Origin of the sequence: Streptomyces fagopyri, assembly GCF_009498275.1 — a bacterium.
Lineage (GTDB): Bacteria > Actinomycetota > Actinomycetes > Streptomycetales > Streptomycetaceae > Streptomyces > Streptomyces fagopyri.
Genome location: NZ_CP045643.1, coordinates 6,818,861 through 6,831,874, shown reverse-complemented (window position 1 = coordinate 6,831,874; position 13,014 = coordinate 6,818,861). Strand labels below are relative to the sequence as shown.

13 protein-coding genes are annotated in these 13,014 nt (G+C 73.7%); 8 read left to right on the top strand and 5 right to left on the bottom strand.

Annotation, left to right across the window (positions count from 1 at the left end):
• Positions 1–36 precede the first annotated feature (36 nt).
• Complete coding sequence (locus tag GFH48_RS29490; protein ID WP_153291139.1) at positions 37–1,893, top strand: glycoside hydrolase family 35 protein; 1,857 nt, start codon at positions 37–39, stop codon at positions 1,891–1,893.
• 92 nt (positions 1,894–1,985) lie between these two features.
• On the opposite strand, the gene GFH48_RS29485 is transcribed toward GFH48_RS29490, so the two are convergent.
• Entirely contained in the window at positions 1,986–2,768 is a 783-nt protein-coding gene (locus GFH48_RS29485; protein ID WP_153291138.1) for a S1 family peptidase, read from the bottom strand.
• A 311-nt stretch (positions 2,769–3,079) separates the two neighbouring features.
• Here GFH48_RS29485 and GFH48_RS29480 point away from each other — a divergent pair, with 311 nt between their 5' ends.
• Positions 3,080–3,976, top strand: a complete 897-nt coding sequence (locus GFH48_RS29480) for a hypothetical protein (protein WP_153293173.1) — start codon at positions 3,080–3,082, stop codon at positions 3,974–3,976.
• Positions 3,977–4,076: 100 nt separating this feature from the next.
• Complete coding sequence (locus GFH48_RS39790) at positions 4,077–5,306, top strand: ankyrin repeat domain-containing protein (protein ID WP_153291137.1); 1,230 nt, start codon at positions 4,077–4,079, stop codon at positions 5,304–5,306.
• A gap of 17 nt (positions 5,307–5,323) precedes the next feature.
• On the opposite strand, the gene GFH48_RS29470 is transcribed toward GFH48_RS39790, so the two are convergent.
• The 3 genes from GFH48_RS29470 to GFH48_RS29460 form a co-directional block, all read right to left on the bottom strand.
• On the bottom strand, positions 5,324–5,878 hold the full coding sequence (locus GFH48_RS29470) for a hypothetical protein (RefSeq protein WP_322747007.1): 555 nt from the start codon (positions 5,876–5,878) through the stop codon (positions 5,324–5,326).
• 87 nt (positions 5,879–5,965) lie between these two features.
• Positions 5,966–6,916 (bottom strand): SDR family oxidoreductase, encoded by a 951-nt coding sequence (locus tag GFH48_RS29465; protein WP_153291136.1) that lies wholly within the window; start codon positions 6,914–6,916, stop codon positions 5,966–5,968.
• 1 nt (position 6,917) lies between these two features.
• On the bottom strand, positions 6,918–7,676 hold the full coding sequence (locus GFH48_RS29460) for an SDR family oxidoreductase (RefSeq protein ID WP_153293172.1): 759 nt from the start codon (positions 7,674–7,676) through the stop codon (positions 6,918–6,920).
• Between the two features lie 191 nt (positions 7,677–7,867).
• Between GFH48_RS29460 and GFH48_RS29455 the strand changes: the two genes are divergently transcribed.
• The 5 genes from GFH48_RS29455 to GFH48_RS29435 are packed head-to-tail and all read left to right on the top strand — an operon-like array spanning position 7,868 to position 11,763.
• On the top strand, positions 7,868–8,800 hold the full coding sequence (locus GFH48_RS29455; protein ID WP_153291135.1) for an enoyl-CoA hydratase family protein: 933 nt from the start codon (positions 7,868–7,870) through the stop codon (positions 8,798–8,800).
• Positions 8,797–9,654 (top strand): CoA transferase subunit A, encoded by an 858-nt coding sequence (locus tag GFH48_RS29450; RefSeq protein ID WP_153291134.1) that lies wholly within the window; start codon positions 8,797–8,799, stop codon positions 9,652–9,654. Before GFH48_RS29455 ends, GFH48_RS29450 begins: the two co-directional genes overlap by 4 nt.
• Positions 9,651–10,424 (top strand): CoA-transferase subunit beta, encoded by a 774-nt coding sequence (locus GFH48_RS29445; RefSeq protein WP_153291133.1) that lies wholly within the window; start codon positions 9,651–9,653, stop codon positions 10,422–10,424. The genes GFH48_RS29450 and GFH48_RS29445 overlap by 4 nt, the downstream gene beginning before the upstream one ends.
• The gene (locus tag GFH48_RS29440; RefSeq protein WP_153291132.1) at positions 10,424–11,506 is read left to right on the top strand and encodes an NAD(P)H-dependent flavin oxidoreductase; all 1,083 of its coding nucleotides are present in this window, start codon (positions 10,424–10,426) and stop codon (positions 11,504–11,506) included. The genes GFH48_RS29445 and GFH48_RS29440 overlap by 1 nt, the downstream gene beginning before the upstream one ends.
• Entirely contained in the window at positions 11,503–11,763 is a 261-nt protein-coding gene (locus GFH48_RS29435; RefSeq protein ID WP_153291131.1) for a type II toxin-antitoxin system Phd/YefM family antitoxin, read from the top strand. The genes GFH48_RS29440 and GFH48_RS29435 overlap by 4 nt, the downstream gene beginning before the upstream one ends.
• Positions 11,764–11,855: 92 nt before the next feature.
• Here GFH48_RS29435 and GFH48_RS29430 read toward each other — a convergent pair whose 3' ends face one another.
• A complete protein-coding gene (locus GFH48_RS29430; RefSeq protein WP_153291130.1) occupies positions 11,856–13,013 on the bottom strand; it encodes an acetyl-CoA C-acetyltransferase in 1,158 nt (385 codons plus the stop codon).
• Position 13,014 lies beyond the last annotated feature (1 nt).

Sequence of the window (13,014 nt, the reverse complement as noted above, 5' to 3'; positions counted from 1 at the left end):
TGGACGTGGTCGCCGCCAGGGGGTGAGGGTGGGCCCATGGGCGAGTTCACGGTGGGGGACACGGATTTTCTGCTGGACGGGCGGCCGGTGCGGCTGCTGTCGGGTGCGCTGCACTACTTCCGGGTGCGTGAGGAGCAGTGGGGGCACCGGCTGGGGATGTTGCGGGCGATGGGGCTCAACTGCGTGGAGACGTACGTCCCGTGGAACCTGCACGAGCCTCGGCCCGGCGTGTTCCGTGATGTGCGGGCGCTGGGCCGGTTCCTGGACGCGGCGCGGGAGGCGGGGCTGTGGGCGATCGTGCGGCCCGGTCCCTACATCTGCGCGGAGTGGGAGAACGGTGGGCTGCCGCACTGGCTGCCGGGGCGGGCGCGGACCCGGGACGGGGAGTTTCTGCGGGAGGTGGAGCGCTGGTTCCGTCGCCTGATGGGTGAGATCGTGCCCCGGCAGATCGACCGGGGCGGTCCCGTGCTGATGGTGCAGGTCGAGAACGAGTACGGCAGTTACGGGTCGGACCGGGTGTATCTGCGGCGTCTGGCCGATGTGCTGCGTGCCGAGGGGGTGAGCGTCCCGCTGTTCACGTCGGACGGTCCCGAGGACCACATGCTCGGTGGCGGCTCGGTCCCCGGTGTCCTCGCGACGGTCAATTTCGGCTCCCGCGCGCGTGAGGCGTTCGAGGTGTTGCGCCGGCACCGGCCCGAAGGCCCGTTGATGTGCATGGAGTTCTGGTGCGGCTGGTTCGACCACTGGGGTGGTGAGCACGTCGTACGGGATCCGGGGGACGCGGCGGACGCGCTGCGCGAGATCCTGGAGTGCGGGGCGTCGGTCAATCTGTACATGGCGCACGGGGGAACGAACTTCGCGGGCTGGGCGGGGGCGAACCGGGGTGGTGGAGCGCTCCACGAGGGCACGCTGGAGCCGGATGTCACGTCGTACGACTACGACGCTCCCCTCGACGAACTCGGGCGGCCGACGGAGAAGTTCTGGCGCTTCCGGGAGGTCCTGGCCGGGTACGCGCAAGGGCCGCTGCCGGATGTGCCGCCGGTCCCGGCGCCGCTGGGCGCGTCCGCGGTGGTGGATCTGCGGGAGTGGGCTTCGCCTCACGCCGTGCTGGAGGCGCTGGGCGGTCCGGAGGAGGAGTACGCCGTGCCGCCGACCTTCGAGGAACTGGACGTGGACCGGGGCCTGGTGCGGTACGAGGTGACCGTGCCGGGGCCGCGGGGCCGGTATCCGCTGCTGCTGCGCGGGCTGCGGGATCTGGCGGTGGTGTACGTCGACGGAGTGGCGTCCGGGGTGCTGACCGAGGACGAGCCGCGGCTCGGGGAGCCCGTCGCGGGGGGCGCGCGGGTGGAGATGTGGGTGGAGTCGCTGGGCCGGGTCAACTACGGGCCGCGTTCGGGCGAGCCGAAGGGCATCACCGGGGGTGTGCTGCACGAGCGGCAGTATCTGCACGGGGTGCGGGCCCGGGGGCTGCGTCTCGACGCGTTCGACGGGGGCGTGGGCGCGGTGCCGTTCACGGGGGTGCCCGGGCAGGGCGCCCGTGGTCTGTACCGCGGCACGGTGGAGGTGCGCGGTACGGGGGACGCCTTTCTCGATCTTCCCGGCTGGACGCGGGGGTTCGTGTGGATCAACGGGTTCAATCTCGGCCGCTACTGGTCGGTGGGCCCGCAGCGGTCGCTGTACGTGCCGGGGCCGGTGCTGCGCGAGGGGGTCAACGAGGTGTGGGTCCTGGAGTTCCAGGGACCGGACGGGGAGCCGGTCGAGTCGGACGAGGGGGCGGGCGGGAGGCCGGCCGGGTCGGGCGCGGGGTCGGTCCGCCCGATGCCGCCGGTTCTGCGCGGGCCGGTTCCGGCGGGGGCGCCCGATGCCGACCCGGTCGCGGGGAGCCGGAGTTAGACCGTGTGGGGGGCGGGCGTCCGCGAGTGCGGAGCGGGCGTCCGTGATCCGGTCACGGGCGCCCGCTCCGTGTCATGACGGCGACCGGGCCGCTACAGGGTGGACGCCGCCCTGGCTATGGCAGCCGCGAAGGTCGAGACCTCGCTGTAGACGCCCGGGTATCCGGGCTCGGCGCAGCCCTGGCCCCAGCTGACGATCCCGACCTGGACGAACGCGCCGGCGTCGTCCTTGCGGAACATCGGTCCGCCGGAGTCGCCCTGGCAGGTGTCGACCCCGCCCTGCTGGACGAATCCGGCGCAGATCTCGTCACCGGGCACGAGGTCGCTGCCGTACGCCTGCTGACAGGCGGCGTCGCTGACGAAGGGGACGGTGGCCTTGAGGAGGTAGCGCTGCTGGGCGCCGCCCTCACGGGTGGCGCCCCAGCCGGCGACGGTGAAGTTCCCGTTGTTGTACGCGGTGGTGGTGGCGATCTTCAGGGTGGGCTGCTCGATGGGCGAGGCCAGTTTGATGAGGGCCCAGTCCTTGCCCTTGCCGTTGTAGCCGGGTGCCTGGAGCACCTTCGTCGACCTGACCTTGACGGCGCTGGTGCTCTGCAGGTCGACGACGCCGGCGGTGGCGGTGATCGAGGTGTTGGTGCCGGAGCCGCTCACACAGTGCGCGGCGGTCAGCACGATCTGCTTGGTGTAGAGGGCGCCGCCGCAGCCCATGGAGAGCCGGACCATGAAGGGGAACTCGCCCTGTGCGGCGCGGGTTCCGCCGACGACGGGCGTGGGCGCGGCGTGTGCGGCGACGGGCTGGAGCGAGACGGCGGCGAGCGCGACGGCGCCGAGGGCGAGGAGTCTTCTGAGGCCCGTGAACTTCTTCGGAGACTTCAACGTGTGTCCTCTCGTGGGGGGTCGAGGCGTGGCGGTGGTACGCGCCGAGCACCCCGCGGTGTGCCGGGCGGCGGGAACCGTGCGGTGGACAGCACGTCGCGCAGCACAACAAGCCACGGATGTGGCATGTACTTGCCAAGCCTTTGCGCATTATTGAGACGCCCGGGTGCCCCGGCAAGAACCGCTTTTCGGCCAGCCGCTCCCCGGCGCACGCCGTCGCGCCGTCCGCGACCGCGCGCACTCGTCCGGCCACTCGGTGGAACCCGGCTTAGAGTGGAGTGCGGATGCCGGCGTCTTCAGGGGGTGCGGACGTGGCGAACGGCGGGCCCGTCGAACACGGCTACCCGCACCTGGACATGGTGCGGGCCTCGATCACCGCGCTCTACAGGCGGCTCTCGTACGACACCGTGCACACCTTCGCGGCCAGCGTGGCCCCCGCCGACGTGGCCTTCGCCGACGGCGACGACCTGTACCTGGGCGCGCAGCGGGTGGCCCGCGAACTGGTGCGCCACTACCGTCTGCCGGACGCCCGGATGATCATCTCCTTCCGCGAGATGACCCACGCGGCGAACGTCGAACTCGCGGCGGGCCCCGAGTACTTCATCGAGCTCAACGACCGTTTCCGCGTCCACCGCAGGGACATCGGCGCCGCGCTCGCCCACGAGGTGATGCACGTCTATCTGCACCGCCTCGGCCTCTCCTTCCCCCGCACCCCCGACACCGAGATCCTCACCGACACCGCCGCGACCTACCTCGGCGCGGGCTGGCTGCTGCTCGACGCCTACCGCGAGGACGATGCCTCCTTGCAGAAGTTCGGCTATCTCACCCCCGAGGAGTTCGGCTACGTCCTCGCCAAACGCGCCCTGGTCTTCGGTGAGGACCCCTCTGTCTGGTTCACCAGCCCGCAGGCCTACACCGCGTACACGAAGGGCATGGCGACGGCCCGCGGCGACGAACAGCAGCCCCCGCTGACCGCGGCCGGCTGGGCGGGCCGCCGCCGCTACGCGAAGGACCGGCGTCACGCCCAGGACCCGCACGCTCCCGGCCCGCGCCCCGGCGTCCCGTACACGTTCACCCCCGACGGCCGCGGCCCGCTGCGTGTCTCCTTCCCCTGTCCGACCTGCCACCAGCGGATCAGGGTGCCGGTACGGGGCCGGGTGCGGGCGCGCTGCACGCTGTGCGGGACGGTGCTGGAGTGCGACACGTAACGGGATGCCGCGGCGCAAGGGGCGGACGGGACGCGCGAGGTGAGTCAGAACACCCCAAAAGGCTTTGCCTCCCGCCTCCTTCACGAGCGAGGGTCGAAGGATGAGCACGAACGACCCCGCGGCGCGTCTCCTCACCGCTGTGTACGAGGGTGACGAGGACGCGGTGGTACGGCTGCTGCGCTCCGGCGCGAGCCCGGAGTCGGCGGACACGGAGGGCGAGACGGCGCTGTACCTGGCCGCGGTCAGCGACCGGCCGGACGTCGTACGGCTGTTGCTGGCCGCGGGCGCCGACCCGGACCGGCTCAGCCAGGGCACGGACGCCCCGTTGTGCGGGGCGGCCTGCGGCGGCCACACAGAGGTCGTACGGGCCCTGTTGGCGGCCGGGGCGAGCCCCGACCGCGTGGAGGGCTTCGGGTTCACGGCGCTGACCTGGGCGGTGCAGCGGGGCCGGGCCGCGGTGGTGGCGGAACTGCTCGCGGCCGGCGCCGACCCCGACCGTCCGGGACCGACGGGTGAGCCCCCGATCGTGGCGGCGGCCCGCCGCGGCTCCCCCGGCTGCGTACGCGCCCTCCTCCGGCGGGGGGCGCGGGAGCGGTCCGCCGCGCTCGCCGAGGCGCACCGCTGGCTGAGCGTCGACGTGGAGGCCGCGCTCCGCGCGGGCCTGGAGCAGACCTACGGTCCCGGTCACCCGTCCGCCGTGCACCGCTACCCGGAGGACGGCGGTGTCACCGTCGAGGTCCAGCTCCTCGACCCGGCCGGGCACCCTGTGTCCGGCGACGACCAGCAGACCGGTCACGCCGCCATCGCCACCCTCCTGGAAACGTCCCTCGGCATCGCCGCCCCCGCCCCCGAACTCGCCGCCCGCGCCCTGCGCCGCGCCGACCCCGCCGACGACGACTGGACCGAGGCCGCCGCGGCTCTCGGCCTGCGCGGCGACGAGGACACGTTCCGTGCGGCGGTGCTGTGGTGCCGCGGCACGGATCCTCTCCGGCAGGCCTTCGGGGCGGACGTGCTGGGCCGGTCCCGCACACCTCGCGGCCGCCAGGTGCTGCGCGAACTCGCCCGCGAGAGCGAGCAGCCCGTGGTCGCGCGGGCCGCCGTCGTCGCCCTGGGCCGCCGCGCGGACGCGGCCGCGCTCCCCGAGGTCCTGCGCCACGCGCGGCACCCGCAGGCCGCGGTGCGCGCGGCGGTCGCCGACGCACTGGCCCGGCTGCTGCCCGCCGGCCACCCCGAGGGCGTCGAACGTCTGCGCGCCCTGGCCGAGGACCACGACGCCGAGGTCCGCGCGCGGGCGGCACACGCGCTGACCGTGCTGCGGGGGAAGAGCTGACCGACGGGACGGCGCGCTCAGGCCACGGCGGATATCGGTCCGGTGGCGGTGACGCGGCGCGCCCTGACGCGCACCACGGTGAGCCGGCACACGACCTGGGCCAGGGCCATCAGCAGCAGAGCGGCGGTCCACGCGTCGGCCCCGGTGATCAGGTGGTCGCGGCTGAACCGCGCGACACTGCCCGCACCGCCGTGGGTCGCCCAGAACTCGAATCCGGCGCGGGCGGCCATGCCGGCGATCCACAGGAGCGCGGCGACCGCCCCGGCCCTGGCGACCGCGACGCCGTCGGCCGCCCGGCCGAGCCGGGTGGCCGCGCCACAGGCGAGGCCCAGCGCCGCGCCCGCCGCGACGGTGACGGCGTCGAGACGGATGTCGTGCCCCTGGGTCGGGAAGGACTTGAGGTAGTACGCGGCCGCGGTGGCAACAGCGTGTGCGGCAGGGTCTGGCGGGTGCCGCGGATCTGCGGGATCACGAGAAGGATGAGAGCCGCGGAGATGATGTAGTCGGTCGTCGTCATGTCTTCGAGACTGCCGTGCGAGGCGCCGCGCGTCCTCAACCACCGGGTTGAGCACGGGTGGGTTTCCGGCCTCCACCCAAGGGTTGAGACCGGCGCACGCGCGGACCGGCGAAGACGGCGCGCGCCGGCCGGCGGACGGTCCTCAGCGTCCTGTCGCCGGCTCCTCCCCCGCCGCGCCGCCCGTTCCGTACACCGCGCCGGGCGCCTCGGCGCGCGCCAGGAGTCGCAGGGCCGTGTCACCGGCCTCGGAGGGGCTCCGGCGGGCCCCGCCGTCCGCGCCGGGTCCCGGCCGCCAGCCTTCCATGACGGTGATGCGGCCCCCCTCGGTCTCGAAGACGCGTCCGGTGACGCCGGCGCTCGCGTCCGCGCCCAGCCACACGACCAGCGGCGACACGTTCTCGGGCGCCATCGCGTCGAAGGCACCGGTGTCCGGAGCCGCCATCGCCCGGGCGAAGGCACGTTCGGTCATCCGGGTGCGGGCCGCGGGCGCGATCGCGTTGACCTGGACGCCGTAGCGCCCCAGCTCGGCGGCGGCGACCAGGGTCAGTCCGATGATCCCGGCCTTGGCGGCGCTGTAGTTGCCCTGCCCGACCGAACCCAGCAGGCCCGCGCCGCTGCTCGTGTTGACGACCCGGGCCCGCGGCGTCCGCCCCGCCTTCGCCTCGGCCCGCCAGTGCGCCGCCGCGTGCTTCAGGGGCAGGAAGTGCCCTTTGAGGTGGACGCGCAGGACGGCGTCCCAGTCCTCCTCGTCGAGGTTGACCAGCATCCGGTCGCGCAGGAAGCCCGCGTTGTTGACGAGGGTGTCGAGGCGTCCGTACGTCTCCAGGGCGGTGCGGACCAGGGACGCGGCCCCCTCGGTGGTGGCGACGTCGCCCCCGTGGGCGACCGCCTCACCGCCCGCCGCGCGGATCTCCGCCACGACCCGCGCGGCCGGGCCGTCCGCACCCGGCGAGCCGTCCAGCCCGACCCCGAGGTCGTTCACGACGATCCGCGCGCCCTCGGCGGCGTACGCGAGCGCGTGCGCCCTGCCGAGTCCGCGCCCCGCGCCGGTGACGATCACGACCCGTTCCCGGCACAGCAGCGGTCCGCTCATCTCAGTCCTCCTGGTTGGTCGGATCGGCCCGGTTGACGGTCGCGGCGTCGAGGAAGGCGGGCCGCTCCCCTCCCCCGTGCACGAGGAGCGAGGCCCCGCTGATGTAGGCGGCGGCGTCCGAGGCGAGGAAGACGGCGGCCTCGCCCACGTCGGACGGGTCGGCGAGACGGCCCAGCGGGACGGTCCGCGAGACAGCGGCCACACCGTGCTCCCCGCCGTAGTGGAGGTGGGACAGCTCGGTGCGGACCATGCCGACGACAAGGGTGTTGACCCTGATGTGAGGGGCCCACTCGACGGCCATCGAACGGGCCAGGTTCTCCAGACCCGCCTTGGCCGCCCCGTACGCCGCCGAACCGGGCGACGGGCGCGTCCCGCTCACACTGCCGATCATCACGATCGAGCCCCCGGCCCGTCTGAGGTGCGCGTACGCGGCGAGCGAGGCGGTCAGCGGCGCGACGAGGTTGAGCTCGATCACGCGCGCGTGCCGCTCGGCGCCGGCCTCCGCCAGGGGGCGGTAGGGGGCCCCGCCCGCGTTGTTGACCAGTACGTCGAGCCGGGGCAGCGCGTCGAAGAAGGCGTGCACGGCGGGCGGGTCGCGCAGGTCGAGCGGGACGAACTCCGCGCCCGCGACGGGCACTTCCGGGGGCCTGCGGGCGCAGACCAGCACCTTCGCACCCGCCTCGGCGAAGGCCCGCGCGATGCCGGCGCCGACTCCGCGGGTCCCGCCGGTGACGACGACGGTCCGCTCGCCGGTGCCCACGCCGCCCGTTCCCGCCGTGTCACCCGATCCCCGCGCGCCCCGCACCTCCTCCGTGCCGTCCGTGCCGTCCGTGCCGTCCGTGCCGTCCGTGCCGTCCACGTTGTCCACAGGGCCTCCCGCGCGGATGCATTCGCTGCTAGCTTCGAGAGTGCACCTAACAAACGTTTGGTGGAAAGGTAGCTGATGCGTCCATGGGTGTCTCCACCTCGTCCCCGGAAAAACGGATCTCCGTCGTCACGGTCGACTTCCCGCCGGTCAACGCGCTGCCGGTGCGCGGCTGGTTCGACCTCGCCGACGCCGTGCGCGCCGCGGGCCGCGACCCCGACACACGGTGTGTCGTGCTGACGGCCGCCGGGCGCGGTTTCAACGCGGGCGTGGACATCAAGGAGATGCAGCGGGAGGCCCTGGAGACCGCGGGCCACCGGGCGCTGGTCGGGGCGAACCGCGGCTGCTTCGAGGCGTTCGCCGCGGTCTACGAGTGCGAGGTGCCGGTCGTCGCCGCGGTCCACGGATTCTGCCTGGGCGGCGGGATCGGGCTGGTGGGGAACGCCGACGCGATCGTGGCCAGCGAGGACGCCACCTTCGGCCTGCCCGAGCTCGACCGCGGCGCACTCGGCGCGGCCACCCACCTGGCCCGGCTGGTCCCGGGGCACCTGATGCGCGCGCTGTACTACACCGCGCGCACGGCGACGGCGGCCGAACTGCACGCGCACGGCTCGGTGTGGAGGGTCGTGGCCCGCGAGGAGCTCCTGGACGCCGCGCTGGAACTGGCACGCGAGATAGCCGCCAAGGACGGCGAGCTGATCAGGCTCGCCAAGGCCGCGCTCAACGGCATCGACCCCGTGGACGTGCGCCGCAGCTACCGCTTCGAACAGGGCTTCACCTTCGAGGCGAACCTCAGCGGAGTGGCCGACCGCGTCCGCGACACGTTCGGCCGGGAAGCCACCGACGCTGCCGCAGCGCCCGAAGCGGCCAGGGAAGTCACGGGGGCCACGGGAACCCCACGGTGCCAGACACCCGACGCACCCGCAGCACCCGGCACACCCGCGGCACCCGAGGAGCACGACGAACCCGGCGGCCCCGGCCGACCCGGGCAGCACGGGGAGCAGGAGGCCCGGCGGTGAGCGACAAGACCATGTCGGCGGACGAGGCCGTCGCCCGGCTGGAGAGCGGGATGACGCTGGGCATCGGCGGCTGGGGTTCGCGCCGCAAGCCGATGGCCCTGGTGAGAGCGCTGCTGCGGACCGACGTCACCGATCTCACCGTCGTGTCGTACGGCGGCCCGGACGTCGGCCTGCTCGCCGCCGCCGGACGGATCCGCGAGCTGGTCACCGCCTTCACCACCCTCGACTCCATCCCGCTGGAACCGCACTACCGCGCGGCGCGCGAGAGCGGCGCCTTCGAGCTCACGGAGGTCGACGAGGCGATGTTCATGTGGGGCCTGCACGCCGCGGCGAACCGGCTCCCCTTCCTCCCGGTGCGCGCCGGGATCGGTTCGGACGTGATGCGGGTCAACCCCGGCCTGCGGACGGTCACTTCCCCCTACGAGGACGGGGAGACGTTCGTCGCCATGCCCGCCCTCCGTCTGGACGCGGCGCTGGTCCACATGAACCGCGCGGACCGCGCGGGAAACGGCCAGTACCTGGGCCCGGACCCGTACTTCGACGATCTGTTCTGCGAGGCGGCCGACACGGCGTACGTCTCCTGCGAGCAGCTCGTCGACCACCTCGGCACCGCCGCGCCCGGCAAGGAGGCCGCGCCGCAGACGCTGCTGCTGAACCGGTCGAGCGTGACGGGTGTCGTCGAGGCTCCGAACGGCGCGCACTTCACGTCCTGCGCCCCGGACTACGTGCGGGACGAACCCTTCCAGAAGCTGTACGCCACCACACCGTACGAGCGGTTCGCCGAGCGATTCCTCGCCGGGGACGAACAGGCGTACCAGTCCGCCGTGCGGACCTGGCACAAGGAGGGGCGATGAACCCGGTCCCAGCGATCACCCGCGCCGAGTACTGCGTGATCGCCTGCGCCGAGGCCTGGCGGGACGACGGCGAGGTGCTCGCCAGCCCCATGGGCACCATCCCGTCCATCGGGGCCCGACTGGCCAGGCGCACCTTCTCGCCCGATCTGCTGATGACCGACGGCGAGGCCCTGCTCGTCGGCCTCGACGGCACCCCCGAGGGCTGGCTGCCCTACCGCCGGCACCTGACCGCGGTGACCGGCGGACGCCGGCACGTGATGATGGGCGCGAGTCAGATCGACCGCTTCGGCAACCAGAACATCTCCTGCGTCGGGGACTGGGCCCGGCCGCTGCGCCAGCTGCTCGGCGTGCGCGGGGCGCCGGTCAACACGCTGAACAATCCGACGAGTTACTGGATCCCGAAGCACTCCCGGCGGGTCTTCGTCGCGCGGGTCGACATGGTGTGCGGGGTGGGGTACGACCGGGCCGCCGCCGCGGGCCCGAGCGCCACCCGTTTCCACCGCATCCCGCGCGTGGTGAGCGACCTCGGCGTCTTCGACTTCGCCACGCTCGACCGCTCCATGCGTCTGGCCTCACTGCATCCGGGCGTCACCGTGGAGGAGGTGCGGGAGGCGACGGGCTTCGAGCTGTCCGTGGCCGCCGACGTGCCGTACACCCGCGAACCGACCCCGCTGGAGCGGGAGCTGATCCGTACGGTGATCGATCCGGGCGGTGCCCGGGACCGCGAGGTCGTGGACCCGGCCCCGCGTACCGGGGAGGCCGGGCGCTGATGGAGACCGCGTTCACCCGTCTCGTCGGTGTCCGTCACCCGGTCGTGCAGACCGGCATGGGGTGGGTCGCGGGGCCCCGGCTGGTCTCCGCCACGGCGAACGCGGGGGCCCTGGGCATCCTGGCCTCCGCGACGATGACCCTGGACCACCTGCGGGACGCGGTGCGGGAGGTCAGGTCGCGTACGGACGCGCCGTTCGGGGTGAACCTGCGGGCCGACGCGGGGGACGCGGGGGAGCGAGTACGGATCCTCGTCGAGGAGGGCGTGCGGGTCGCGTCGTTCGCCCTCGCCCCCTCCCGTGAGCTGATCACCGAGTTGAAGGAGGCGGGCGTGGTCGTGGTGCCCTCCGTCGGGGCGCGCCGGCACGCGGAGAAGGTGGCCGCCTGGGGTGCGGACGCGGTGATCGTGCAGGGCGGCGAGGGCGGCGGACACACCGGCGAGGTGGCGACGACGGTGCTGCTGCCGCAGGTGGTGGACGCCGTGGACGTCCCGGTGGTGGCGGCGGGCGGTTTCCACGACGGGCGGGGGCTGGTCGCGGCGCTGGCGTACGGGGCGGCGGGCATCGCGATGGGGACGCGTTTCCTGCTCACCTCCGACTCCACCGTCCCGGACGCGGTGAAGGCGGCGTATCTGGCGGCGGGGGTCGGCGACGTGACGGTCACGAGGGCCGTCGACGGGCTGCCGCACCGCATGCTGCGGACGGACTTCGTCGGCTCCCTGGAGCGGGCCGGCCGTGCGCGGGCGCTCGTCCGGGCCGTGCGCGGGGCGGCGGGCTTCCGGCGGGTGTCCGGCCTCTCCTGGCCCCGGATGGTCCGGGACGGCCTCGCCATGAGGCACGGCAGGGACCTGACGTGGAGCCAGGTGCTGCTGGCCGCGAACACGCCGATGCTGCTCAGGGCGGCGATGGTGGACGGGCGTACGGATCTGGGGGTGATGGCGTCGGGGCAGGTCGCGGGGGTGATTGAGGATCTGCCGTCGTGCGCGGAGCTGGTCGAGCGCGTGATGTCGGAAGCGGCGGTGGTTCTCCGCGGACTGACCGTCCACCCCGCGTGTGCACAACCCGGTGTGCACTCGGGGCCATGACCGAGACGCTGGGCATCCGCGAGGCCCGTGCCCGGCCGGCCGAGATCCTGAGCAACGCCGAGGCCGGCGACTTCACAGTGATCACCCGCAAGGGCGAGCGCGTCGGTGCCGTCGTGCCCATAGAGGTTCTGGACGCGGTCGAGGAGGCGGCCGACCGGCTACTCGCCCGGGAAGCGTCCGCGTACGTCGACGAGCCCACGGTCTCCATGGCAGAGCTCCTCGCCGACCTGTTCAGCGATGACCAGGGCGCCGCGTGAAGTACGCCTTCAGGTTCAAGAAGCTCGCGGGGCTGGAAGACCTGTACCGGCTCCGGCGGCGATGCCGCGAGCGGCTTCCGGCGGGAGCACGCTCAAAGCCGTTCGATGATCGTCACGTTCGCCTGGCCGCCGCCCTCGCACATGGTCTGCAGGCCGAACCGGCCGCCGGTGCGCTCCAGTTCGTGCAGCAGCGTCGTCATCAGTTTCACGCCGGTGGCGCCGAGCGGGTGGCCGAGGGCGATCGCGCCGCCGTTGACGTTGACCCGCTCCGGATCGGCGCCGGTCTCCTCGATCCAGGCGAGGACGACCGGGGCGAACGCCTCGTTGATCTCGACGAGGTCGATGTCCCCGAGGGACATGCCGGTCTTCTTCAGCGCGTACGCGGTGGCCGGTATGGGCGCCGACAGCATCCGGATCGGGTCCTCGCCCCGTGCGGAGAGGTGGTGGACGCGGGCCCGCGGGGTCAGACCGTGCTCGCGTACCGCCCGCTCGGAGGCGAGCAGCATCGCGGCGGCGCCGTCGGAGACCTGGGAGGAGCAGGCCGCGGTGATGGTGCCGCCCTCGACGACGGGGGCGAGGGCGGCCATCCTCTCCAGCGAGGTGTCCCGGCGCGGGCCCTCGTCGGCCGTGACCTCGCCGTAGGGGACGGTCTCGCGCGCGAAGCGGCCCTCGTCGAGGGCGCGCAGCGCCCGCCGGTGCGAGCGGAGCGCGAACTCCTCCTGGTCGCGGCGGGTGATGCCCCACTTGGCGGCGATCAGTTCGGCGCCGTGGAACTGGTTGACGGGCCGGTCGCCGTACCGTGCCCGCCAGCCCTCGCTGCCGGCGAAGGGGCCGTCGGTGAGGCCGAGGGGTTCGGCGGCGCGGCGGGAGGCGAAGGCGATGGGGATCAGGCTCATGTTCTGGACGCCGCCCGCGACCACCAGGTCCTGGGTGCCGGACAGCACCGCCTGGGCCGCGAAGTGCACGGCCTGCTGGGAGGAGCCGCACTGCCGGTCCACGGTGACGCCCGGCACCTCCTCGGGGAGTCCGGCCGCCAGCCAGCAGGTGCGGGCGATGTCCCCGGCCTGCGGTCCCACGGTGTCCAGGCAGCCGAGGACGACGTCCTCGACGGCGGCCGGGTCCACGCCGGACCGTTCGACGAGCGACTTGAGGACGTGCGCGCCGAGGTCGGCCGGGTGGACGGCGCTCAGGCCTCCTCCGCGCCTCCCCACGGGCGTACGGACCGCTTCGACGATGTAGGCCTCGGCCATG

Excerpts from the sequence above, each read along its gene's own strand:
- GFH48_RS29430 (WP_153291130.1), bottom strand. The coding sequence starts at position 13,013 with ATGGCCGAGGCCTACATCGTCGAAGCGGTCCGTACGCCCGTGGGGAGG.
- GFH48_RS29435 (WP_153291131.1), top strand. The coding sequence starts at position 11,503 with ATGACCGAGACGCTGGGCATCCGCGAGGCCCGTGCCCGGCCGGCCGAG.
- GFH48_RS29465 (WP_153291136.1), bottom strand. The coding sequence starts at position 6,916 with ATGAGCGGACCGCTGCTGTGCCGGGAACGGGTCGTGATCGTCACCGGC.
- GFH48_RS29455 (WP_153291135.1), top strand. The coding sequence starts at position 7,868 with ATGGGTGTCTCCACCTCGTCCCCGGAAAAACGGATCTCCGTCGTCACG.
- GFH48_RS29490 (WP_153291139.1), top strand. The coding sequence starts at position 37 with ATGGGCGAGTTCACGGTGGGGGACACGGATTTTCTGCTGGACGGGCGG.
- GFH48_RS29445 (WP_153291133.1), top strand. The coding sequence starts at position 9,651 with ATGAACCCGGTCCCAGCGATCACCCGCGCCGAGTACTGCGTGATCGCC.
- GFH48_RS29440 (WP_153291132.1), top strand. The coding sequence starts at position 10,424 with ATGGAGACCGCGTTCACCCGTCTCGTCGGTGTCCGTCACCCGGTCGTG.
- GFH48_RS39790 (WP_153291137.1), top strand. The coding sequence starts at position 4,077 with ATGAGCACGAACGACCCCGCGGCGCGTCTCCTCACCGCTGTGTACGAG.